This is a genomic window from Bacillus sp. FJAT-29790 (assembly GCF_019039215.1).
Lineage (GTDB): Bacteria > Bacillota > Bacilli > Bacillales > Cytobacillaceae > Cytobacillus.
This window is the reverse complement of the sequence record NZ_JAHNZZ010000001.1, coordinates 456042-479331: the sequence shown is the minus strand read 5'-3', so window position 1 is coordinate 479331 and position 23290 is coordinate 456042. Positions and strand designations below refer to the sequence as shown.

The following is a 23290-nucleotide window of genomic DNA, read 5'->3' as shown; positions in this document are numbered from 1 at the left end:
ATTCAATACCCATATTACTTTATTAATGGGGGTAAATGCCAATTAATTTGATATTATTATAAAAAAATGTAGAATTTTAGCGATAAAGGAATAAATTTGTCAACAACTCTATTGTAATGAAAATGAAATAATATGTCTATGTAGTTGGGGTTACTTTTGGTGTGACATTAGGCCCATTTTTAATTATAGAATTGTTCTTGATGTTAATAAATGGGAAATCAATTTAAATAATTACAAATTTGCGAACGATTTGTTTAAAGTTGTAGTGAATTCCGAGGAATAATTAGAAGCTATTTCCGAATTTGCCGCAATTTTTTATGAATTAGGACCTTCGTACCTAGATTTATTTTAGACAATTAAATTACAAATAAAACGCCCGTCTTGTCGAAGACGGGCGTTTTATGATTAAGAATTAGATTAAGATCCGAACTTTCCTTAGCTTGACTTTAGTTTCTCAAGCTCTAATAAAAACTTGTCATTTAAGACTTTAATGTAAGTACCTTTCATTCCAAGGGATCTGGATTCAATTACACCAGCGCTTTCCAATTTCCTCAAGGCGTTAACGATTACGGAGCGAGTAATTCCAACACGGTCAGCGATTTTTGACGCAACGAGCAATCCTTCGCTTCCATTAAGTTCTTCAAAAATATGTTCAATCGCTTCAAGTTCACTATAAGAAAGGGAGCTGATCGCCATTTGAACAACTGCCTTACTGCGGGCTTCTTCTTCGATTTCTTCCGATTTTTCTCGAAGAATCTCCATGCCTACAACAGTTGCGCCATATTCAGCAAGGATTAAATCATCGTCATGGAATTGATCTGCCAGCCTAGCAAGGATAAGTGTGCCAAGACGTTCCCCACCGCCGATAATTGGAACAATTGTCGTTAAGCCACTGCTGAAAAGCTCCTTGTTCTCAACTGGAAACGCTGTGTATTCGCTATCTATCCCAAGATTTGATGATGTCTCCTGAACATTAAAAAGATTATTCGTATATTCTTCAGGGAATTGACGGTCTTCGAACATTTTCTTCATACGATCGTTTTCGATTTGTTGATTTACTGCTAAACCTAATAATTTCCCACGGCGACTAACGACAAAAGTATTTGCAGTGATGACATCACTCAATGTTTCCGCCATTTCTTTAAAGTTTACCGGTTTCCCAGCTGCTCTTTGCAGCATTGCATTAATTTTTCTTGTTCTTGTTAATAAATCCATTATTTCTTCCTCCTATTTGTTAAAACAATTGCAGACATTTTTTTCTACAAAATGAATTGACTTAAATCTTTGTTGCGTGAAATTGCTCCCAGTTTCTCCTCAACGTATTGAGGGGTAATTGAAATTTTCTCCATTGTGATATCAGGAGCTTCAAATGATAAATCTTCCAATAATTTTTCCATGATGGTATGGAGTCTTCTCGCTCCGATGTTATCCGTATTTTGATTGACCTCAAAAGCAAATTCAGCAACCCTACGAATAGCATCGTCAGAAAATTCAATTTGTATACCTTCCGTTTCCAATAATGCTTCATATTGTTTAATAAGCGCATTATCAGGCTCTACAAGAATATTAAAGAAGTCTTCTACCGTCAATTTATTCAGTTCAACTCGGATCGGAAAACGACCTTGAAGTTCCGGAATTAAATCTGAAGGTTTTGCCATATGGAATGCTCCAGCTGCCATAAATAGGACATGGTCTGTTTTTACCGAGCCATACTTCGTCACAACTGTGGAACCTTCGACGACTGGAAGGATATCTCTTTGCACCCCTTCACGAGATACATCAGCAGAGGATCCACCGCCATTTTTGCTTGCGATCTTATCAATTTCATCGATAAAAATGATTCCAAATTGCTCAGCACGAAAGACTGCTTCTTGTGTCACTTCATCCATATCAATTAATTTTTGGGCTTCCTCATTTGTCAAAACCTTCCTTGCTTCATGGACAGTTAATTTTCTTTTCTTCCGTCGTTTCGGCATTAACCCACTAAGAGCATCCTGCATATTCATGCCCATTTGTTCCATACCGGAACCTTGAAGCATATCAAACATCGAAGGCTGCTGTTCATCAACTTCAACGGTAACTATTTCGTTTTCAAGCTCTCCAAGAGCAAGTTTTTCTCTCACTATCTTGCGTTTTCCTTGAAGGCTCAAGTCGTCATCTAAAGTAGAATCTTGGTCCGACTGATCGTTTCCGCCGCCAAACAGCATTTCTAAAGGGTTTTTATAATTAGCGGTCTTCTTATTTGAAGGGACAAGCAATTCAACAAGAAGACGGTTTGCATTATCTTCTGCCCGTTCCTTTACACTAGCCATCTTTTCTTCTTTCACAAGGCGCACAGATGTTTCCACTAGGTCTCTCACCATTGATTCAACATCTCTTCCAACGTATCCTACTTCAGTGAATTTTGTTGCTTCCACTTTAATAAACGGAGCACCTACTATTTTAGCCATTCTTCGGGCTATTTCAGTCTTACCAACGCCGGTAGGCCCGATCATTAAAATGTTTTTAGGCGTAATTTCATCTCGGAGCTTCTCATCAAGCAATCCGCGACGGTATCGGTTTCTAAGTGCAACAGCAACAGCTTTCTTTGCGTCCTTTTGCCCGATAATAAATTGGTCCAGCCTTTCAACAATCTGACGCGGGGTTAAATTCGTTCCTTTAATCATTGATCAGCACTCCTTCCCTTAAAGTTCTTCAACAATGATATTGTTATTTGTATACACACAAATTTCAGCTGCCATTTCGAGTGACGCTTGAGCAATTTCCCTTGCTGACAGATGGTCACCGGCATATCTCTTTAACGACCTGCCTGCCGCCAATGCATAATGCCCACCAGAGCCAATTGCTAAAATCCCGTCATCGGGCTCAATTACTTCGCCTGTTCCTGAAATCAGGAGCAATTTCTCCTCATTCATGATTATGAGCATCGCTTCCAACTTGCGCAAAACTTTATCGCTTCTCCATAGCTTCGCAAGCTCAACTGCAGCCCTCTCCAAGTTCCCATTAAACTCTTCTAGCTTTCCTTCGAACATTTCAAATAAGGTAAATGCATCAGCTACGGAGCCAGCAAAACCAGCAATTACCTTTCCATTAAACAGCTTCCGCACTTTTCGTGCTGTGTGCTTCATCACAACTGCATTCCCAAAAGTTACCTGACCATCTCCAGACATAGCGCAATTTCCTTTATGCTGGACCGCAAAAATAGTAGTAGCATGAAATTGAGACATTAATAACCCTCCTTTGCAGTTCTTACCCAAACGATCCCACTCTATCCATTGTTTGCCTCTTATTAAAAGAAAGTTTGACCTTATGCCCTAGGATGGTGGGTCATATATGTTTTTCTCAAATATTCATTGGTCACATGCGTATACACTTGTGTTGATGACAAAAAGGAATGACCCAACAACTCCTGAACTGTTCTCATATCGGCGCCATTCGCTAGCAAATGGGTAGCAAACGTATGCCGAAGCTTATGAGGGTGTATTTTTCCAGTTAAAGCTGATTGTTCAAGCAACTTATTCAAGATCAGTCTAATACCACGCGAAGTTAATGGACCTCCTCGATAATTTAGAAACAAAGCGTCGTTGGAAGCCTCTTTCGTAAGCAGGAGCTTCCGGCCATTTTGTATGTAAAGCTGTAAGGCGTCATGTGCAAAGCTTCCGAAAGGAATGTAGCGTTCCTTTTTCCCCTTTCCATGAACCAGCACAGTTGAAATATACATATCTAGGTCTTTTATGCAGATTTGGCTGCACTCGCTTACACGCATACCAGTAGCATAAAGAAGTTCGAGAAGTGCTTTGTTTCTTTGCCCAATTGGCGTATCCGTTTCACAGGCTTGAAAAAGCTGTAGTAGCTCTTCTTCATAAAAAAACTCTGGAAGCCTTTTTTCAGCCTTGGGAATTGAAACGAGAGCAAATGGGTTTTCAGCAACTATCTTTTCTCTCACCAGAAATTTGAAAAAACTACGCAGGCAAGAAATTTTACGAGCAACCGATTTTCTTGCAAGCTTTTGATCAAAAAGTTTTGTTAAATAAATACGAACATCAAAATACTTAACATCTTCCAAATCTTTGATTGCTTGTTCAGATATGAACATAAAGAATTCTCTAATGTCATATTGGTAATGTTCAATAGTATATTGTGAATAACTTTTTTCGATTTGTAAATATTCAATAAACAACTTTAACGAATTGTTCACAATTTGATCCATTTATACCACCTCACAAGGGCTTCTAAAGCTTAACACATTTTAGTAGCCCTTGCAATGAATTTACGTATTTTTCACAAAGTTCTGAATTGTTTCTAAAGCTCGGTTTGCATGATATTCATTGCGCTCTTTTTTCCCTTTTATTTTCACAGGGATGTCAGGAAGTAAACCAAAGTTTGCATTCATTGGCTGAAAACTTTTTGCATTTGCGGACGTTATATAATGTGCCAAGCTTCCTGTCACTGTTTCAGGCGGAAATTCAAGCGGAGCTTCTCCTTTAACAAAACGAGCTGCATTTATTCCTGCGACTAATCCGCTTGCAGCTGATTCGACATAACCTTCAACTCCAGTCATTTGGCCAGCAAAAAATAAATCTTCTCGATTGTTAAATTGATAAGTAGATCGCAATACTTTCGGCGAATTAATGAATGTATTTCGGTGCATAACTCCATAACGAACGATTTCCGCATTTTCTAAGCCTGGAATCAATTGAATGACTTCTTTTTGCGGGCCCCATTTCAAGTGAGTTTGAAATCCAACAATATTATATAAAGTGCCTGCTGCATCATCTTGACGAAGCTGAACGACTGCATATGGTCTTTTGCCTGTTTTCGGATCTTCGAGGCCAACAGGCTTCATCGGTCCGAACAACATTGTTTTCTTCCCTCTATTAGCCATTACTTCAATCGGCATGCATCCCTCAAAAAAAATCTCTTTCTCAAATTCCTTTAATGGGACGGTTTCCGCAGTAATCAATGCCTCGTAAAAACGATCGAATTCCTCTTCAGTCATCGGGCAGTTTAAATAGGCTGCTTCCCCTTTATCATATCGAGATTTCAAGTAAACCTTTTCCATATCAATGGAGTCTTTTTCAATAATCGGGGCTGCCGCATCATAAAAATACAAGTATTCCTCACCTGAGAGCTCTTTCAATTTCATAGATAAAGCTTCACTTGTAAGCGGCCCTGTCGCAATGATCGTCGGTCCTTCAGGAATTTCTGCCACTTCCTCATGAATAACCGTAACATTCGGATGGTTTTTCACCTTTTCAGTTACTCGAGCTGCAAATTCATGACGATCGACAGCTAAAGCCCCTCCTGCCGGAACAGAACTTGCATCGGCGGAATCGATAATTACGGAATTTAGTAATCTCATCTCTTCCTTTAGGACTCCGACTGCATTCGTAAGCGTATTCGCTCTCAGAGAATTGCTGCATACTAGTTCTGCAAATTTATCTGTGTGGTGTGCAGGAGTTTGCTTCACCGGCCTCATTTCGTATAGGCGAACGTGAATACCGCGATTCGCTATCTGCCACGCTGCCTCACTTCCAGCTAAGCCTGCACCGATAACATTTACTGCTAGATCTTTCATTTTTCAAACCTCCAAACGTACATATGTAAATAATCCCCAATTCGCCACTATATCCAAAAACAATCCTTTCTTACTTTACCCTTAATCATAATCATTTTGCAATTAACAATACGTATTAAGGATAAAAAAGTTCTATTTTCATTAAAAAATCTATCTTTTACCCAATTATTTGCAGTTATACCTTATGCTTACTTCATTTACCAATAGAAAAACATTCATGAGTATACGCTTCCGCCCGGTATATAAATGTCGTTCAACTACCTTTCATGCACTAGTTATTCCTTGCGTCATCAAGGACAAGTTTTGCGCGGTGACCGTCAATTAATGATTCGCACAAAAAAGAGTGAGCAATTTAGCTCACCCTTAACTTTGTTGCTCTTCCTTGTAGTCACATTCAACACATTGAACCTGTACACCTTTTTTCAGTTTTTTCTCAACAAGATGCTTTTCGCATTTTGGACAACTGCGCGGTAAAGGCTTATCCCAGGAAATAAAGTCGCATGCCGGGAACCGGTCACATCCATAAAAAATCCGGTGTTTTTTACTTTTTCTTTCTATTATATTACCTTCATTACACTTCGGACATTTAACGCCGATCTCTTTAACAATCGGCTTTGTGTTCCTGCAATCAGGGAAATTACTGCATGCCATGAATTTGCCATAGCGCCCCATTTTAAACACCATCGGATTTCCGCACTGTTCACAATCTTCACCAGCTGGCTCATCTTTTATTTCAACTTCTTGCATTTCTTTTTCAGCTTTTTGAAGATGCTTTTCGAAATCACCATAGAAGCCGTCAATAATCTGAACCCAGTTCACTTTTCCTTCTTCAATATAGTCCAGATCCTTTTCCATTTTCGCCGTGAATTCGATATCAAGAATGTCAGGGAAAAACTCAAGAATTAATTCTGACACGATTTCTCCGAGCTCAGTTGGAATGAATCTTTTGTTATCCAAGGCGACATACCCTCGCTTTTGGATTGTATCCAAAGTCGGCGCAAATGTGGAAGGCCGGCCAATCCCACGCTCTTCAAGCGTTTTCACAAGTCGTGCTTCCGTATATCTTGGAGGGGGCTGTGTAAAATGCTGTTTTGGTTCAATATCTTTTTTTAGAACCTCGTCTCCTTCTTTCAAATCAGGAAGCATTCTGTCTTTTTCCTCCGACTGATCATCTGTGCCTTCAACATAGACTTTCATGAAGCCAGGGAATTTCACTTTCGAACCGGTAGCTCTAAAAATGACTTCTCCGTTTTTCAAATCAACACTCATCGTATCCATTACGGCTGATGCCATTTGACTAGCAACGAAGCGCTCCCATATTAACCTGTATAAACGCAGCTGGTCTCTAGAAAGATATTCCTTCAAGCTACTTGGCTCTTTTGCGACGCTTGTTGGCCGGATCGCCTCATGAGCATCCTGTGTATTTGATTTTTTCTTTTCCTTTTTCTTTTCGGTCTGAAGAAACTCTTTCCCATAGGATCTTTCAATAAAATCAGCAGCTTCTCCTTGGGCAATTTCTGAGATTCGAGTTGAATCTGTCCTCATGTAGGTGATTAAACCGACTGTACCTTCCTTGCCGAGGTCTATTCCTTCATACAATTGCTGAGCAAGCATCATCGTTTTCTTCGCACGGAAATTCAATTTACGCGCTGCTTCTTGCTGAAGGGATGATGTAGTGAATGGTGCAGCTGGGTTTCGCTTCCGTTCCTTTTTTGTCACAGACGTTACGTCAAACTTATTGCCCTTCATTTGGCTTAGTACGTTTTGAACATCCGATTGAGATTTCAACTCGACTTTTTCATTCCCTACCCCATAAAAAGATGCTTCAAAGCTGTCTTTTCCTTTAAGGAATTCGCCATCTATTGACCAATACTCTTCTGGAATAAAGGCCTTTATTTCCTTTTCTCTGTCTATAATTAACCGGACAGCCACCGACTGAACTCGCCCTGCGCTTAAACCTTTTTTGACTTTTTTCCATAATAATGGGCTGATGTTGTAACCAACCAATCTGTCCAACATCCTTCTAGCTTGCTGGGCATCGACTAAATCCATGTTAATCGGCCTTGGATGCTTGAAAGACTCTTTTATCGCATCCTTCGTAATTTCGTTAAAAACAACGCGGCAATCAGAAGTGACATCCATGTTCAGGCTATGAGCTAAGTGCCAAGCAATCGCTTCCCCTTCACGATCAGGGTCAGCTGCGAGATAGATTTTTTTTGCCTTTTTGGCTGCTGTCTTTAACTCTTTCAAAACAGGGCCCTTTCCGCGGATTGTAATGTACTTCGGTTGAAAATGATTTTCTACGTCAACACCCATTTGGCTTTTCGGTAAATCCCTGACATGCCCCATCGATGCTTTCACTTTATATTTCTTACCAAGATAACGCTCGATCGTTTTCGCCTTTGCGGGAGACTCAACGATTACTAGAAACTCTGACATCAATTAATCCTCCTTAAGAGGGATATTTAGAAAAACAATAGCGCTCTATTTAATAATTTAGCAGGGTTATCCTGCTATCTATTTATGTTTCACAGCCTTATTAGCCTTGAATTATATAACAGCTTATTTATTCTTATGAAATATCCACTATTATTGTACATCTCTTTCGTCTTTGTCAAACAAAATCGTAAAAACCTAAAAACGGTTACATTCTAGAGGTGCGAAGTTAGAAATGCGAATTGAGATTGGATGTCTCCAGCAAGTTAGCCAAATTCTTTTATTTTCTAGGTTGTTTTCGTAATGTTTGTTGTTTTATGACCATAATTTTAATTTAACTATCTGAGTTGATTGGAGTGGAGGGCACTTGACTCCTGCGGGAATAGAGGGAACGGGAGACCCCACAGGCGGTAACGCCGAGGAGGCTCCCGTCACTCCCCGCGGAAAGCAAGTGCCCGCAGCGGAAATCAACGAGCAAACTTTCAAAGTTAAAAACAACAGTCTATGCGAAAACAGCCATTTTCTAAAACTTGGTTTCAATGTCCCATTCACTGTATAAGATTTTTATCAACCATATGACCATCGAATAAATATTCTTAATTTCGAACATCTGTTGCAAAATGTATAACAGTTTCGAAAGAATTTCAACCTTTTTGAATAATATTGTTAAAAATAATATTATGCTTCACTGTTATTAACAAATTAGTTTTAAGATTATACATCCATTTATCAAGAAAAATACATGAAAAATTAATCAAATTCGCCTTGGCGTTATTTGCGTCCATATTTCCACCTTAGCTTGCTCGATAAATTCCATTAAAAAATCAATTCTTCTAATATATCTTCAGGGGTATTTACTAGCTTTGCTCCTTGCTGTATTAGCTCGTTTGTTCCCATTGAATAAGGACTAAAAATACTTCCAGGAAGAGCAAACACATCCCTGCCTTCTTGGACAGCATAGTTAGCTGTAATTAATGATCCACTTTTGCTTTTCGCCTGGACAATCAATGTTCCCTTGCTCATGCCACTGATTACTCGGTTTCTCATTGGGAATTGCCATCTTGTTGGCCTTGTATCTGGGGGATACTCAGAAATGATTAAATGGTTTCTCATCATTTCAGAGGCAAGTTTTTTATTGGTGTGAGGATAGATATGATACAAGCCGCCAGCAATCACTGCGATCGTTTTCCCCCCATGATTAATCGCAGAATGATGAGCAATTGTATCAATCCCTGCTGCTAATCCACTGACAATAACGACACCCTTTTCTATTAATTTAGGAAATAGGTAATTTATTGAGTTTTCTCCGTATGCCGTATGTTGTCTTGAGCCAACGACAGCTAAATGAATGTCTTTTATTAATAATGAAAGGTCACCTTTTGCATATAATACCCAAGGCGGCTGATAAGTTTCTTTTAATAAGGCAGGATATTCTTGATCAAAAATTGTGATAATTTGGATGCCATTTGGAGTGTACTGACGGATTTGCTCGTGAATTACATCGGATTGAAGGTCATTGAGAGTAGTTGAGAGAGGGAATTGCGTTTGCTGTACAATGAAGTCATTGAAGGAGTATTGGTAAATGGATTTAAGTTCGGGATCTGACTTTAATATCTTATATATTGTTTTCCAGCCTATATCTCTGCAGTGATGCAGATGTGCGAGCCTTAATGTGAAATCGTCCATTGGAAACCTCCTAATTGGTTATTTATTCGTCCGCTAATTTTAATCTTATGAGCTCATGAAGACAATTACGAGATGCGCTATTCCCCTAAATTTATAAAAAAGGTAGCTTGAATGTAGAAATAGCCCCCCTATAAAAGGGGGACTTTAGACTGTTAAATATCTAAATAAAAGCGAAATTAATGCGTTTTACACTTATCGTAAAGGCCTTTTTCTTTAAGGACCTTAATTAACGTTTCACCCATAACGGATGGTGTTTCAGCAACTTCAATTCCACATTCATTCATAACGCGAATCTTTTCATCTGCCGTCCCTTTACCGCCAGAAATGATCGCACCAGCGTGTCCCATGCGTTTCCCTGGAGGAGCAGTGCGTCCGCCAATGAATCCTACAACAGGCTTTGTCATATTCGCTTTAACCCACTCAGCCGCTTCTTCTTCAGCTGTTCCACCGATTTCACCAATCATAATAACAGCATATGTGTCAGGATCATTATTGAAAGCATCTAAAACATCGATGAAATTAGTGCCGTTAACTGGGTCACCGCCAATACCTACAGCTGTAGTCTGACCGATTCCAGCTTGTGTTAGTTGGTGAACAGCTTCATATGTTAATGTTCCTGAACGGGAAACAACCCCAACGTGGCCTTTTTTATGAATGTAGCCAGGCATAATCCCGATTTTACATTCATCCGCAGTGATAACACCAGGACAGTTTGGACCAACAAGACGCGTCTTTTTGCCTTCCATATAACGCTTTACTTTCACCATATCCAATACAGGAATATGTTCAGTAATACAAATAGCCAAATCAAGCTCTGCATCAACCGCTTCTAAAATGGCATCTGCCGCAAATGGAGCTGGAACATAGATAACGGAAGCATTAGCACCCGTCGCTTTAACCGCATCTTCAACCGTGTTGAAAACAGGTACTCCTTCTACTTCTGTTCCACCCTTTCCAGGAGTGACACCGCCGACAATTTTCGTGCCGTATTCAAGCATTTGTTTAGTATGGAAAAGGGCTGTTGAACCTGTAATCCCCTGTACGATAACTTTAGTATCTTTATTAATAAATACGCTCACTGTTAATTCTCCTTTCTCACCCTACTAATGAAACGATTTTTTGTGCGCCGTCAGCCATAGATTCAGCTGCAACAATATTTAAGCCGGATTTGTTAAGAATTTCTTTACCTAAATCAACATTTGTTCCTTCTAAACGAACAACTAAAGGAACTTCCAAGCCAACTTGCTTTGCAGCTTCTACTACACCTGTTGCAATCACATCACATTTCATTATTCCGCCAAAGATATTTACGAAAATACCTTTTACGTTTTGATCAGAAAGGATGATTTTGAATGCTTCCGTTACCTTCTCTGCTGTAGCACCGCCCCCAACATCAAGGAAGTTGGCAGGGTCGCCGCCATAGTGTTTAACGATATCCATTGTCGCCATCGCAAGGCCTGCACCGTTAACCATACAGCCGATATTTCCGTCTAAAGAAATGTAGCTTAAATCATATTTAGAAGCTTCGATTTCTTTCACATCTTCTTCTTCTAAATCACGGTATTCTAATATATCTTTTTGGCGGTATAAAGCATTGGCGTCGAAGTTTAATTTCGCGTCAAGTGCCATTACTTTTCCATCGCCAGTAACAACTAACGGATTGATTTCAGCGATTGAACAATCCTTTTCGATGTAAGCTTTGTACAAGCCCATCATGAATTTTACTGCTTGCCCAACAAGTTCTTTCGGGATGTTTATATTAAAAGCGATCCGGCGTGCTTGGAATCCAGTTAAACCGACAATCGGATCGATTTCTTCTTTGAAGATTTTCTCTGGCGTTTTTTCTGCCACTTCTTCAATTTCAGTGCCGCCTTCTTCAGAAGCCATTAATACAACATTTGAAGTTGCGCGATCTAATACTAAACCAATATAGTATTCTTTTTTGATGTCGCAGCCTTCTTCAATAAGTAAGCGTTTAACTTCTTTCCCCTCAGGCCCTGTTTGATGCGTAATAAGCGTTTTTCCTAAAATTTCATTCGCATATGTACGTACTTCATCTAAACTTTTGGCAACTTTTACACCGCCAGCTTTTCCACGACCACCAGCATGAATTTGCGCTTTTACTACACAAACCTCAGTCCCTAATTCTTTTGCAGCTTCTACTGCTTCTTCAACCGTAAAAGCCACTTTTCCATTTGGAACTGCTACCCCGTATTTTCTGAGGACATCTTTTCCTTGGTACTCATGTATATTCATTTCCCATCCTCCTATCAAACTCTTTAAAATATAGACTGCGCTTCCATTTTATTAAATGACACATACCTTGTCCACCTTTATTAGGCAAATATTATCTTTCTTTAAAAATTTCTAACATTAACTACCCATATAACCCTGTGTTCATAGTAGATTCCTTCTTTTCAAGAGTGAAAATAATTTTTTAATATAGGATTAGGTTGCCTTCATTGTTTTTTTCCACCGGCCACTTGATCAGCTTTGTAAATAAAAGCAAATACCTCAGCAACTGCTTGATATAATTCTGTTGGTATTTGTTCATTGATGTTAAGTTTTCCGAGAAGTTCTACTAATGACGGATCCTGTTGAATTGGAATACTGTATTCTTTTGCCTTTTCTAAAATATTTTCTGCGATCAGTCCTTTTCCCTTCGCTGCGATGTGCGGGGCATTTTGTCCATAGCTGTCATAGGTAAGTGCGACAGCCACTTTTCGAAGCTCCTTTTCCCTATTTTTCATATCCGAAAATCCACTCCATTGAATTGATTAGGCATGATCTGAGATGTAACAGCATCTTTTGCTTCGATGATTTGTTTGTTGTCAGCAGGTTTTTCAAAAGTGATTGAAGATAGCTGGTAATTGAGTATAGCTAAACCTTCTTTCAAGTTTGCAAATAACGGTGCTGCAAGCATTTTTAAATCGTTTTTGTCATTAATAATCGTAATATTCATGACTCTATTTTGGACTTGCAAATCTACGATTGTCTCCTTTAAAAAATCGAGATTTAAATAAAAAAGAACACGACAGTAATTTGGATCAATCTTGCCATTTTCTGTTTTCTTTCCGCTCCACTGCATCGTTAAATCGGTTTTTTTGTCCCAAAAAGACAATGGGATTTGGAATATATATTGCTGAATCGGACCAACTTCCTGTGACAGCACCTGGAAGCCTGTTATTTTGTGCAAAAGCTTTTCTGCTGCATCTTTGATATGGGCTGGGGCTTCCTCGTTTAATAGCCGCATTAGAAGAGGTTTAAGTGTATCTATTTTGTTTATGCCGTCCACTTCTGGTTGTTTCAATATTTTAAAGGCTTCATGTTCATATGAAAGCCCCATTATTCTGATTACTTTCTTTATTTGTTCATTAACCACATGCGAATTTTCCCACTGCACACTCCCTATTTGGACCTCTTTTTTCAAGTTTGCAAGTAAGGCTTGTTCCTGCGCAGAAAACTTTATTGTTAGGTCAGAATCGTCCATGGAAAGAACTTTCGCTAGTTGCATGAATGCTTGTTCTCCGTTTTTAGCAATCATGCTGGTTAGTAATGAAAGGCTTGAATCTGGGCTTTTATTAGTATCCATATTTATTTCCGGAATAAGCGCTCGAAAAATCTCTTTAGACAAAGATGTGATCTTACCTTCACTTAGTGGAATTGGCAGGTTATTTGCTCTTACTTCAGTTAATAAATGTTTTAGCTCCTTAACATCTCCATATCCGGAGCTTCCTGCGGGGTTGCCTTCTAAATGGTTTTGAAGCTTTGTTAAGGAAAGAATAAACTCTTCACGTTTGCCGGGCTGATTGTTAGCCAATATTTCTTTAAATAAATTTACACTTAATAATCTGCCATTTGTTTGACCTGACAGTTTATTTTCTTTTCCAACCCATTTTTCCACAGCCTGATTCAATATTGCATCTTCACTTTCATCCTTAGCTATAAATCCAAGATTTTGCAAGAGCTTAAAAGCTGTTTCAGAACGTTCTTTCCCGAATGATCCTACCCACTCCTTCACAAGTTGAACAAGAGCGATGTTGCTGGCTTTTTCCTTTTCAGTCATGCTGATTTCATTAATAAGCGAAGACAATCGGCTCGCGGTGTCTGAGGAAAGATCGGTTTTTAATTGTGATTGAAGTTGATCCAGCATTGATGAAAGCGATTCATCTTTCATGACAGATAATATAGAAAGGAAAACATCCTTCGTATATGGCAATTGCTTGGACAACTGTAGCTTGATAGCCTGCATGCTGTCGTGGAATGAGTGGCTGCCTTTAAGCCATTCTGTAGCCATTTGGATTGAGTCTTTCGTGATAGGGAGCTGTTCTCTCAAAAAGAATTGAATCAGTGCAGCATTTTCCTTCGAAACAGGAAGAGTAAGCTGTTTTAGAAGGTTCTCGACCATAGGAGGTTTTCCATTCTCACTAGGCGTCTCAAACACTTTGAGGTGTACCTTTCCTTCACCAGCTTGAACTTGAAACCAGTGACGATCATTTACCGATAATGGGGTTTCTAATTGCGCAATCACTTTATGTGATCCAATCTGAACGCTAGCAATCTGATTCGGGTACAGCTTCAATACTTTGCCGTTAACAATTTGCCCTGATCTAAAAGAAAGAGATTTTTGATCTGTTGTCTTTTCTTGTCTTAGCAACTTTTGTCCGATGTTGAATGGTCGCATTTATCTCACCTGCTTACTTCTTTTCGCCTATATAATCCTTTACGGGAGCAAAGCTTTTTCGATGGTGGGGTGTAGCGCCGGATGTTTGGATAGCAGCAAGATGTTCTTTCGTCCCGTACCCCATGTTTTGTGAAAATCCGTATTGGGGATATTCTGTTCCGATTTCAATCATCATGCGATCACGGGTCACTTTAGCGACAATCGACGCTGCAGCAATTGAGATGCTTTTCGCATCACCCTTAATAATCGCTTCCTGTGGATACGGAGTGATTAACTTAACAGCATCAATGAGAAGTAAGTCTGGTTTAATATCCAATCCTGCTACCGCTGTTAGCATTGCCTTTTTTGTCGCTTCAAAAATATTGATTCGATCAATTTCCTCGACATCAATGATTCCGGCGCTTACCGCAAGGGCTTCAGATTTAATTATTTCATAATACTCATTCCGCTTTTGTTCGGATAGCTTTTTAGAATCATCAAGACCTGGTAAATAAAAGTTTGATGACAAAATGACTGCAGCCGCTACGACAGGACCTGCAAGCGGGCCTCTGCCGGCCTCATCAATACCCGCAATGAACCTAAATCCTTCGTTCCGATATTTTTCCTCATAAAAGGTCATTTGAAGATGCTTTTCATAAGACAATTTTTCACGTTCTTTTCGCTTTTGCCATTTTTTCAATAAAAGCTGTACACCTTTGCGCTCATCTTTTTCCAATGACTTAACGAAGACGCTATCAAGGTCTATTTCTTCTGCAAGCCTGTCTTCAATTTCACGAATTTTAAGTTTTTCCATGATGATTCTCCTTGAATTCCATACTCTATGTATCGGGTTTTTTATGAAAAAATGAAGGCCTTCTATGAAAGAAGGCCCGGAGTGCAATATTGATCAATTTTCAATTTCTTTATTCTGATTCAGCTTGTACGACTAATTCTTCAGGGCGCTCTAACGTAATCGGACCCATTCTCTCTGTTCGGAATTCTCTAATGATGAGCTCCGTGACTTTATCATAATCGATTTCTCCGCCGCCCATTAGGCATCCGCGCAGCTTTCCGATGTGGTCAAACAATTCCACAATATCTTCCGGAATGATCTCAAGCATGTAACGTTCTTTCATGCGGTCCGGATATCTTTTTTCTAGAAATTGAAGTGCATAAACAGCTACATCTTGTAAGTTTAAGATCGCATCTTTAATCGCACCTGTCAATGCAAGCTTCAAGCCGACCTCTTGATCTTCAAATTTCGGCCAAAGAATTCCTGGCGTATCCAGAAGTTCCAATTCTTTTCCAACCTTAATCCATTGCTGGGCTTTTGTAACACCAGGCGTATTACCTGTCTTCGCAATATTCTTTTTCGCAAGTCTATTGATTAACGTCGACTTTCCAGCATTTGGAATTCCTACAATCATGGCGCGAATCGCCCGGGGCTTTACGCCCTTTGCTCTCATGCGATCAAATTTTTCTTTTAATATTTCCTGTGATGCTGCAACAATTTCTTTCATGCCTTGTCCCGCTTGAGAGTTAATTGCCAGCGCTTTTATTCCTTTACTCTGAAAATGCTTTATCCATTGCTTCGTCACATCTTTGTCAGCCATATCAGCCTTGTTTAAAAGCACTAATCTCGGCTTATGCTGAATAATCTCATCAATCATCGGATTTCGGGAAGAGTAAGGAATTCTCGCATCAACAAGTTCAAAGATGATATCTACTAGTTTAAGTTTTTCTGTCACCTGTCTGCGGGCTTTCGCCATGTGACCAGGAAACCATTGTATAGTCAATGCTGCCAGCTCCTTACTTTATTTAGGACTCTTTTCACAAGGATGTTTTCGTAAACTTTGTTGCTATTTACCAAGTAGTGCGGATTGGTTGATTTCCGCTCCAATCAACCTACAACAGGTTTCGTTTTAAAAGCAACAATCTCTTAGAAAAGAGCCTTTTTTAAAAACATTATTGTTATTTAACGATCCGAATATCTTCGATCGGCCAGTAAATGATACCTGTATTACCTAACACTTTTTCCATTGGCACAGTTCCGATATGCCGGCTATCCTTACTAAATCGGCGGTTATCACCCATGACAAAAAGATGGCCTTCCGGAACGGTTTCCTGTCCAGTCTTTTCCTCGAGCGTAAATGGTTCAGTCAGCGGGCCGTCAATCACTTGTTTTTTATACTCATCCAAATACGGTTCTTGATAGGCTTCACCATTTACATATAGGGTATCATCTCTGTATTCAATCCGATCCCCTGGCAGACCAATAACCCTCTTTATGTAATCTTTATTTTCCGGGGCATGAAAAACGATGATATCAAAACGCTTCGGCTTTCCTACTTTATAGCTGAATTTATTTACGATCATCCTGTCTTGATCATGCAGTGTTGGCATCATAGATAACCCATCTACAACAATCGGTGCAAATAAAAAATATCGGATAACTGCCGCTAAGAGAACGGCTATTACAAGGGCCTTCGTCCATTCCCACAGTTCATTTTTCTTCTTCGTCATTTATTTCCTCCCGTTCTTAGAAAAGCATAGTGCATCCATTCGACAATTATGCCAAATCCTCGTAAAAGACATTCCTTTTCCTACGATGATTGTCCTTGATAGCTTTCCCTCGTTCTTATCTCTCAAAGCTTTTTAAAGTAATTTTCATCTTATTATTTTACATTTACATTAAAATATTAGCAATGAAAAAGGAGCTTGTTAAACAAGCTCCTTCCATTAGACTATTAACGAATTTCTTTAATACGAGCTTTTTTACCACGTAATTTACGTAGGTAGTAAAGTTTCGCACGACGTACTTTACCGCGGCGAATAACTTCAAGCTTCGCAATTTTTGGTGTGTGCACAGGGAATGTACGCTCTACGCCTACACCGTAAGAAATCTTACGAACTGTGAAAGTTTCGCTGATTCCACCACCACGACGCTTAATCACAACACCTTCATACACCTGAATACGCTCACGAGTTCCCTCAACAATACTTACGTGTACACGTACAGTATCACCAGGACGGAACGCAGGAACATCCGCACGAAGTTGTTCTTTTGTGATTTCTTCGATTAATTTATGCATCGTTTTCAACTCCTTCCAACAGACGCTCTTGCACATCTTTTTTTCTGATTGCAGCGGAACATCTTTATAGGACATAAAACTGAACGAGTCGGCCTTAGTCACAAAAAATATTTTATCATAACGAGCTTACAACATCAATGTTATTTGTTCTCTTTTTTAATTTCTTCTAGCCATTTTTTCTGTTCATTGGATAATTGGATATGTTCTAGTAAATCTGGACGGCGAAGAACAGTTCTTCTTAAAGATTCTTTCGTTCTCCATTCATCAATTAAGCGATGATTACCAGAGAGGAGAACATCAGGAACTTTCATTCCCCTAAAATCTGCAGGACGGGTATAGTGAGGATGTTCAAGTAGGCCTGTACTAAAAGAGTCTTGTATGTGTGATTCTTCTTTCCCAAGAACCCCTGGAAGAAGACGAACAACGCTATCAATCACAGTCATTGCACCTAGTTCTCCGCCGGTTAAAACATAATCACCAATTGAGATTTCATCCGTTACAACCGTCTCCCGGATCCTTTCGTCGTATCCTTCATAATGACCGCAAACGAAAATAAGATGTTCGAGATTCGCAAGCTCCTCTGCTTTTTTCTGCGTATACCGTTCCCCTTGTGGACAAAGAAGGATAACCCTCGGAGAGGATCCCCCTTTTTTCTGTAAGTCTGCAACAGCATCAAAGATTGGCTGCGGCTTTAAAACCATCCCCGCTCCGCCGCCATATGGATAATCATCGACTGTTTGATGCTTATTGTCAGCATAATCTCTGAAATTAACAACATTGTATTCAACAGCCTTATTTTCAGCTGCTTTTTTTAAAATCGAATGGCCGAGGACGCCAGCAAACATTTCAGGAAAAAGGGTGAGAACATCAATTTTCATCATGAAAGCAGCCCTTCCATCGGCTCAATTATAATCATTTTTTCATGAACATTTACCTTCTTCACAACATCTTCAATGTACGGAATCAGAATTTCTTTCCCGGCCGTACCTTTAATTACCCACACATCATTTGCTCCCGGAGAAAGGATTTCACGAACTTTGCCCACTTCTTTTCCGTCGACCGTTGTCACTGTACAGCCGATAATTTCATGGTAATAAAATTCATCCTCTTCTAGCTGGCCGAGCTGGCTTTCTGCAACTTTCAAAATTCCGCCCTTCATTTTTTCGATGTCGTTTATATTTTCATAACCGATAAATGATACTAAATCGAATGATTTATGTTTCCGATGTGTTTTGATTGTCAGTTCAGTCGCTATATTGGATTCAGGCATAAACAATGATAATTTATTTCCCGGTTTATAGCGCTCGTCCGCAAAATCAGTTTTTGAAATGACTCTTGCTTCCCCTTTAATGCCATGAGTATTTACGATTTTTCCAACATTAAACCATTTTTCCATCTCGTTATTCACCTCTAGCGAATTTCATCAATAATTCCATCCTTAATAATGATCGTTCTCCCGCTTTGAACATCTTCCCAGCGATCCCCTTCATTGATCTCAATAATCGCCTTTACCTCTTTTTCTTTCAGTTCGCTTCCTAATGGTAGCATATGTAATTGTTCCGTTTGAAAATCAAGCAGCTTCACTTTTTCTTGACGCATTTCTATTTCTTTTTCGAAATGCTTTTTTAAACTGATCGGTTGGAACTTCTTGGATTTCTCTAACTTTTTCATTTCAAACCGGAGCTGGTCACATTCCTTTTCCAGCTGCTGTTTCTTCGTAGCATAGTTTTCAAATAATTTATCCTTACTATTTTCCGTAAGAACTTGCTTTACCACGACAGATTGAAGTATTTTCACCAACAACGCCTCCTAAAGGCTAAAATCGTGAATAATTCTGCTATGTACAAGGAAGAGTTAGGCTGTTTTCGTAAAAAATATTGTTATCGGGAATAAACAATGACCGTTCCTTTCCGCTACAGAACACTTGCTTTCCACGGGGAGGAAGTCAAGCCTCCTCGACGTTCCGTCTGCGGGGTCTCGACTTTTCCTCTATCTCCCGCAGGAGTCAAGTGCCTTCCGCTCCAATCCACTCACCGTTTTCAATGGTGATAAAAGCAACAATCTTTTAGAAAACAGCCAAGAGTTTTTATAATTGGAAAAAAAGGAGGGTTTCCCCTCCTTTTTTTGTTCAGCCTTGATCGCCAGCGATCTCCGCTTTTCTTATTCACTGATCTCCATAAAGATCTTTTTCTGCTGTGATGATCCTGCTGCATAAACAACAGTTCGTATTGCTTTTGCAACGCGCCCTTGCTTCCCAATTACTTTCCCCATGTCATTCTTGTTGACTGAAAGCTGATAGGTAACGCGGTTGTCTTCTTCAAGAACATTCACCTGAACTTCTTCCGGAAAATCAACAAGGGGCTTCACAATCGTTTCGATAAGTTCTTTCATTTATATAAAATTACTTACCAAGTTTTGCGTTATGGAATTTTTCCATAATGCCTTGTTTAGAGAAAAGGTTACGAACTGTGTCAGACGGTTTTGCACCAGTTTGAAGCCATTTAAGAGCTAAGTCTTCGTTGATGTCAACGATAGCCGGCTCTGCGACTGGATTGTAAGTTCCTACTGTTTCAATGAAACGTCCATCACGTGGTGAACGAGAATCAGCTACAACAATACGATAGAAAGGAGATTTATTAGCTCCCATACGTTTTAAACGAATTTTTACTGCCATTTTAAAAAGCACCTCCAAATAGTTTCACACAAGATAGTATAATATCAGATACATAAATAGTTTGTAAAGGTTTTTTTCTTTACAGAGTAAGAAAAACTTTATAACTGCTTAAAAAGGGTTAAACGGAAGCTTAAAGCCACCCTTTTTCTTCCCTTTTGGCGACATGCCTGTCATTTGTTTCATCATTTTTTTCATGTCTTCAAATTGCTTTAATAACCGGTTCACTTCAGGAACAGATGTACCGCTTCCCTTTGCAATCCTTTTACGGCGGCTTGCATTGATCGTTTCGGGATGAATTTTCTCATCCTTTGTCATCGATTTAATAATGGCTTCAACATGAGTAATTTGCTTCTCGTCAATTTGAAGATTATTCAAGCCTTTGATTTTGTTAGCCCCAGGCATCATTTTTAAAAGTTCATCGAGAGGTCCCATATTTCGGACCTGACCAAGCTGTTCTAAAAAGTCATCTAATGTGAAAGAAGCTGTCCGCATTTTTTGTTGAAGCTCTTTTGCTTTCTCTTCATCAACATTTGCTTGGGCCTTTTCTATCAGTGTAAGGACGTCTCCCATCCCTAAAATCCGGGAAGCCATTCGTTCGGGATGAAAGGACTCTAGTGCGTCCAATTTCTCACCAAGACCAACAAATTTGATCGGAGTATTCGTGACAGAGCGAATCGACAAAGCTGCTCCCCCACGAGTATCACCATCTAGCTTTGTAAGAACGACACCAGTTAATCCTAACTGTTCATTAAAACTTTGCGCAACATTGACGGCATCTTGTCCAGTCATCGCATCAACGACGAGGAAGATTTCATCTGGTTTAGAAAGCTCTTTAATTTGCTTGAGCTCATCCATCAATGTTTCATCCACATGCAATCGGCCAGCTGTATCAATCAGAACATAATCTTGATGATCTTCTTTTGCCTTTGCGATCGCCTGTTTAGCAATTTCAACAGGGCTTACTTGATCACCTAGCGAAAAAACTGTCATACTCAGTTGTTTTCCAAGCGTTTCAAGCTGTTTAATCGCAGCGGGGCGATAAATATCAGCTGCAACAAGCATTGGATTACGATTGTATTTCTTGCGCAGCAAATTAGCAAGCTTGCCAGTTGTCGTCGTTTTCCCTGCACCTTGTAATCCAACCATCATAATAACAGTCGGTGGGCGGTTAGAAACAGCAATTTTGCTTTGCTCTCCACCCATTAAGTCTGTCAGTTCCTCTTTAACAACCTTAATAACCTGCTGTCCAGGTGTTAAGCTCTTTAACACTTCCTGTCCGACAGCACGTTCACTTACCTTTTTGACAAATTCCTTGACGACCTTAAAGTTAACGTCCGCTTCTAAAAGGGCAAGACGAACTTCACGCATCATTTCTTTTACATCCGCTTCATTAATTTTCCCCTTGCCGCGGATCTTTTGGATTGTATTCTGCAGTCGGTCGGCTAATCCTTCAAATGCCATGTTGCCGCCTCCTAATCTAATTTCTCAAGCTCAGCTATCGTCTTCGTGATCTTTCTGTTGATTTCAGAATCTCCCGTGAACATTGCCTTCATGCTGGAAAAGAGCTTGCTTCGCTCCAGAAATTTATGAAATAATAGCAGCTTTTCTTCATACTCTTCAAGCATTGCTTCTGTCCTCTTTATATTATCATAAACGGCTTGACGACTAACGTCATATTCTTCCGCAATCTCTCCAAGTGAAAAATCATCTAAGTAGTACAGGGACATATAGCTTCGTTGCTTAGGAGTTAACAACGATTGATAAAAATCGTAGAGATAATTCATTCTCGTTGTCTTTTCTAACATCCCTACTCCCCCTTGTTAAGTGAAAAGCCTTTACATAGTAAGTTTACCTAGAACTTTCGAACATGTCAAGATATTATCTTTACATTTGGAGGAGGGAAGATCGTATGGTCAGCTGTCTCTAACCAACTCAGATTATTAAATAAAAATCATATTATAAAAGCAACAAACTTTACGAAAACAGCCTTTTATAAAACGATTACTCTTCAGTTTCTCTTTCAACCATGTCGGCAAATAACCCATACACATATTGTTCCGCATTGAACTCCTGTAGATCATCCATTTTCTCTCCAAGACCGACAAACTTAACGGGAATATCCAATTCATTTCTTATCGCCAAAACAATGCCGCCTTTTGCGGTTCCGTCAAGTTTTGTTAATACGATTCCGCTAACATTTGTAGCTTCCTTAAATGTTTTAGCCTGAATCATCGCGTTCTGCCCTGTTGTCGCATCAAGCACTAAAAGAACCTCATGCGGAGCACCGGGAACTTCACGCTCAATAACCCGTTTCACTTTTTCAAGTTCCTTCATTAAATTAACTTTATTTTGCAAGCGGCCAGCCGTGTCGCAAATAAGGATATCAGCATTTCGTGATTTTGCTGCTTGAATCGCGTCAAACATGACTGCAGCGGGATCAGAACCCGGACCTTGTTTGATTACGTCTACTCCGACTCTTTCTCCCCATACTTCCAACTGTTCTATAGCTCCAGCCCGGAACGTATCCCCAGCTGCCATAAGGACATTTTTTCCTTCATTTTTGAATTTATGGGCGAGCTTTCCGATCGTTGTCGTTTTTCCAACTCCATTTACTCCAACAAAAAGGATGACAGTTAATGAGTCGGTTTGCATGTTTAGCTCGGAGGTCTTCTTTCCTCCAGCTTCATAAATTTCTACGAGCTTTTCGGAAATAACACTTTGAACCTCTTGAGGGTCCTGAATATTCTTCCGTTTCACTTCCAGTTTCAACTCTTCAACAAGCTTCATCACTGTGTCAAAACCGACATCGGCCTGGATTAAGATTTCTTCAAGCTCCTCAAAGAAATCCTCATCCACTTTTCGATATCGAGCGACAAGATCATTCACTTTGCCGGAGAAATTATTGCGGGTTTTAGCTAACCCTTCTTTAAATTTTTCTGTTACACTATCCGTTTGTTTCGTTATTTTTTCTTTTAATTTTTTGAAAAAGCTCATCTTTTCACTTCCTTATGATAAATAATTATTGCTAGTTAACTGTCTGAATGAATAAAAAAGGCTATTTTCGCATATATTGTTGTGTTAGCCTTCAAAGTTTGCCCATTGATTTCCGCTGCGGACACTTGCTTTCCGCGGGGAGGGACGGGAGCCTCCTCGGCGTTACC

23 protein-coding genes are annotated in these 23290 nt (G+C 39.6%); all 23 read right to left on the bottom strand.

Annotated features, from left to right (window positions below; translation table 11 throughout):
* Positions 1-435 precede the first annotated feature (435 nt).
* A complete protein-coding gene (gene codY, locus BGM26_RS02310; protein ID WP_217038141.1) occupies positions 436-1215 on the bottom strand; it encodes a GTP-sensing pleiotropic transcriptional regulator CodY in 780 nt (259 codons plus the stop codon).
* A 44-nt stretch (positions 1216-1259) separates the two neighbouring features.
* Positions 1260-2666 (bottom strand): ATP-dependent protease ATPase subunit HslU, encoded by a 1407-nt coding sequence (gene hslU, locus BGM26_RS02305; RefSeq protein ID WP_254118928.1) that lies wholly within the window; start codon positions 2664-2666, stop codon positions 1260-1262.
* 18 nt (positions 2667-2684) lie between these two features.
* On the bottom strand, positions 2685-3227 hold the full coding sequence (gene hslV / locus BGM26_RS02300; RefSeq protein ID WP_217038139.1) for an ATP-dependent protease subunit HslV: 543 nt from the start codon (positions 3225-3227) through the stop codon (positions 2685-2687).
* An 80-nt stretch (positions 3228-3307) separates the two neighbouring features.
* On the bottom strand, positions 3308-4210 hold the full coding sequence (gene xerC, locus BGM26_RS02295; protein WP_217038137.1) for a tyrosine recombinase XerC: 903 nt from the start codon (positions 4208-4210) through the stop codon (positions 3308-3310).
* A gap of 60 nt (positions 4211-4270) precedes the next feature.
* On the bottom strand, positions 4271-5578 hold the full coding sequence (gene trmFO, locus BGM26_RS02290; protein WP_217038136.1) for an FADH(2)-oxidizing methylenetetrahydrofolate--tRNA-(uracil(54)-C(5))-methyltransferase TrmFO: 1308 nt from the start codon (positions 5576-5578) through the stop codon (positions 4271-4273).
* 363 nt (positions 5579-5941) lie between these two features.
* Positions 5942-8017 (bottom strand): type I DNA topoisomerase, encoded by a 2076-nt coding sequence (gene topA / locus BGM26_RS02285; protein ID WP_217038134.1) that lies wholly within the window; start codon positions 8015-8017, stop codon positions 5942-5944.
* Between the two features lie 813 nt (positions 8018-8830).
* On the bottom strand, positions 8831-9700 hold the full coding sequence (dprA, locus tag BGM26_RS02280; protein WP_217038133.1) for a DNA-processing protein DprA: 870 nt from the start codon (positions 9698-9700) through the stop codon (positions 8831-8833).
* Between the two features lie 176 nt (positions 9701-9876).
* Positions 9877-10779 carry a succinate--CoA ligase subunit alpha gene (sucD, locus tag BGM26_RS02275; protein ID WP_217038131.1) on the bottom strand — a complete coding sequence of 301 codons (903 nt, stop codon included), beginning with the start codon at positions 10777-10779 and terminating at the stop codon, positions 9877-9879.
* Positions 10780-10795: 16 nt separating this feature from the next.
* Positions 10796-11956: an ADP-forming succinate--CoA ligase subunit beta gene (gene sucC, locus BGM26_RS02270; protein WP_217038129.1), complete on the bottom strand. Its 1161-nt coding sequence runs from the start codon at positions 11954-11956 to the stop codon at positions 10796-10798.
* A 203-nt stretch (positions 11957-12159) separates the two neighbouring features.
* Positions 12160-12450: an EscU/YscU/HrcU family type III secretion system export apparatus switch protein gene (locus BGM26_RS02265; protein WP_217038128.1), complete on the bottom strand. Its 291-nt coding sequence runs from the start codon at positions 12448-12450 to the stop codon at positions 12160-12162.
* Positions 12447-14384, bottom strand: coding sequence for a hypothetical protein (locus BGM26_RS02260; protein ID WP_217038126.1), 1938 nt, complete (start codon positions 14382-14384; stop codon positions 12447-12449). Before BGM26_RS02260 ends, BGM26_RS02265 begins: the two co-directional genes overlap by 4 nt.
* A 13-nt stretch (positions 14385-14397) precedes the next feature.
* Entirely contained in the window at positions 14398-15177 is a 780-nt protein-coding gene (locus tag BGM26_RS02255; RefSeq protein ID WP_217038125.1) for a ribonuclease HII, read from the bottom strand.
* Positions 15178-15286: 109 nt separating this feature from the next.
* On the bottom strand, positions 15287-16159 hold the full coding sequence (ylqF, locus tag BGM26_RS02250; protein WP_217038124.1) for a ribosome biogenesis GTPase YlqF: 873 nt from the start codon (positions 16157-16159) through the stop codon (positions 15287-15289).
* A gap of 175 nt (positions 16160-16334) precedes the next feature.
* On the bottom strand, positions 16335-16886 hold the full coding sequence (gene lepB / locus BGM26_RS02245) for a signal peptidase I (protein ID WP_217038123.1): 552 nt from the start codon (positions 16884-16886) through the stop codon (positions 16335-16337).
* Positions 16887-17110: 224 nt separating this feature from the next.
* Positions 17111-17455, bottom strand: a complete 345-nt coding sequence (gene rplS / locus BGM26_RS02240; protein ID WP_217038121.1) for a 50S ribosomal protein L19 — start codon at positions 17453-17455, stop codon at positions 17111-17113.
* Between the two features lie 140 nt (positions 17456-17595).
* A complete protein-coding gene (trmD, locus tag BGM26_RS02235; RefSeq protein ID WP_254118926.1) occupies positions 17596-18336 on the bottom strand; it encodes a tRNA (guanosine(37)-N1)-methyltransferase TrmD in 741 nt (246 codons plus the stop codon).
* Positions 18333-18851, bottom strand: coding sequence for a ribosome maturation factor RimM (gene rimM, locus BGM26_RS02230; protein WP_217038119.1), 519 nt, complete (start codon positions 18849-18851; stop codon positions 18333-18335). Before rimM ends, trmD begins: the two co-directional genes overlap by 4 nt.
* A 14-nt stretch (positions 18852-18865) precedes the next feature.
* The gene (locus BGM26_RS02225; protein WP_217038118.1) at positions 18866-19252 is read right to left on the bottom strand and encodes a YlqD family protein; all 387 of its coding nucleotides are present in this window, start codon (positions 19250-19252) and stop codon (positions 18866-18868) included.
* A 363-nt stretch (positions 19253-19615) separates the two neighbouring features.
* Positions 19616-19846 (bottom strand): KH domain-containing protein, encoded by a 231-nt coding sequence (locus BGM26_RS02220; protein ID WP_217038116.1) that lies wholly within the window; start codon positions 19844-19846, stop codon positions 19616-19618.
* 10 nt (positions 19847-19856) lie between these two features.
* A complete protein-coding gene (gene rpsP / locus BGM26_RS02215; protein WP_217038115.1) occupies positions 19857-20129 on the bottom strand; it encodes a 30S ribosomal protein S16 in 273 nt (90 codons plus the stop codon).
* Between the two features lie 108 nt (positions 20130-20237).
* Complete coding sequence (gene ffh / locus BGM26_RS02210; RefSeq protein WP_217038113.1) at positions 20238-21590, bottom strand: signal recognition particle protein; 1353 nt, start codon at positions 21588-21590, stop codon at positions 20238-20240.
* Between the two features lie 11 nt (positions 21591-21601).
* Positions 21602-21934, bottom strand: coding sequence for a putative DNA-binding protein (locus BGM26_RS02205; RefSeq protein WP_217038112.1), 333 nt, complete (start codon positions 21932-21934; stop codon positions 21602-21604).
* 196 nt (positions 21935-22130) lie between these two features.
* Positions 22131-23123: a signal recognition particle-docking protein FtsY gene (ftsY, locus tag BGM26_RS02200; RefSeq protein ID WP_217038111.1), complete on the bottom strand. Its 993-nt coding sequence runs from the start codon at positions 23121-23123 to the stop codon at positions 22131-22133.
* Positions 23124-23290 lie beyond the last annotated feature (167 nt).

What these genes read in the sequence shown, in the direction of transcription:
- ffh (WP_217038113.1), bottom strand. Translation starts at nt 21,590, where the DNA reads ATGGCATTTGAAGGATTAGCCGACCGACTGCAGAATACAATCCAAAAG.
- ftsY (WP_217038111.1), bottom strand. Translation starts at nt 23,123, where the DNA reads ATGAGCTTTTTCAAAAAATTAAAAGAAAAAATAACGAAACAAACGGAT.
- BGM26_RS02255 (WP_217038125.1), bottom strand. Translation starts at nt 15,177, where the DNA reads ATGGAAAAACTTAAAATTCGTGAAATTGAAGACAGGCTTGCAGAAGAA.
- BGM26_RS02260 (WP_217038126.1), bottom strand. Translation starts at nt 14,384, where the DNA reads ATGCGACCATTCAACATCGGACAAAAGTTGCTAAGACAAGAAAAGACA.
- hslU (WP_254118928.1), bottom strand. Translation starts at nt 2,666, where the DNA reads ATGATTAAAGGAACGAATTTAACCCCGCGTCAGATTGTTGAAAGGCTG.
- xerC (WP_217038137.1), bottom strand. Translation starts at nt 4,210, where the DNA reads ATGGATCAAATTGTGAACAATTCGTTAAAGTTGTTTATTGAATATTTA.
- codY (WP_217038141.1), bottom strand. Translation starts at nt 1,215, where the DNA reads ATGGATTTATTAACAAGAACAAGAAAAATTAATGCAATGCTGCAAAGA.
- lepB (WP_217038123.1), bottom strand. Translation starts at nt 16,886, where the DNA reads ATGACGAAGAAGAAAAATGAACTGTGGGAATGGACGAAGGCCCTTGTA.
- topA (WP_217038134.1), bottom strand. Translation starts at nt 8,017, where the DNA reads ATGTCAGAGTTTCTAGTAATCGTTGAGTCTCCCGCAAAGGCGAAAACG.
- trmFO (WP_217038136.1), bottom strand. Translation starts at nt 5,578, where the DNA reads ATGAAAGATCTAGCAGTAAATGTTATCGGTGCAGGCTTAGCTGGAAGT.
- BGM26_RS02220 (WP_217038116.1), bottom strand. Translation starts at nt 19,846, where the DNA reads ATGAAAGAACTTATCGAAACGATTGTGAAGCCCCTTGTTGATTTTCCG.
- dprA (WP_217038133.1), bottom strand. Translation starts at nt 9,700, where the DNA reads ATGGACGATTTCACATTAAGGCTCGCACATCTGCATCACTGCAGAGAT.
- rpsP (WP_217038115.1), bottom strand. Translation starts at nt 20,129, where the DNA reads ATGGCAGTAAAAATTCGTTTAAAACGTATGGGAGCTAATAAATCTCCT.
- sucC (WP_217038129.1), bottom strand. Translation starts at nt 11,956, where the DNA reads ATGAATATACATGAGTACCAAGGAAAAGATGTCCTCAGAAAATACGGG.
- BGM26_RS02265 (WP_217038128.1), bottom strand. Translation starts at nt 12,450, where the DNA reads ATGAAAAATAGGGAAAAGGAGCTTCGAAAAGTGGCTGTCGCACTTACC.
- trmD (WP_254118926.1), bottom strand. Translation starts at nt 18,336, where the DNA reads ATGATGAAAATTGATGTTCTCACCCTTTTTCCTGAAATGTTTGCTGGC.
- rplS (WP_217038121.1), bottom strand. Translation starts at nt 17,455, where the DNA reads ATGCATAAATTAATCGAAGAAATCACAAAAGAACAACTTCGTGCGGAT.
- rimM (WP_217038119.1), bottom strand. Translation starts at nt 18,851, where the DNA reads ATGGAAAAATGGTTTAATGTTGGAAAAATCGTAAATACTCATGGCATT.
- BGM26_RS02205 (WP_217038112.1), bottom strand. Translation starts at nt 21,934, where the DNA reads ATGTTAGAAAAGACAACGAGAATGAATTATCTCTACGATTTTTATCAA.
- hslV (WP_217038139.1), bottom strand. Translation starts at nt 3,227, where the DNA reads ATGTCTCAATTTCATGCTACTACTATTTTTGCGGTCCAGCATAAAGGA.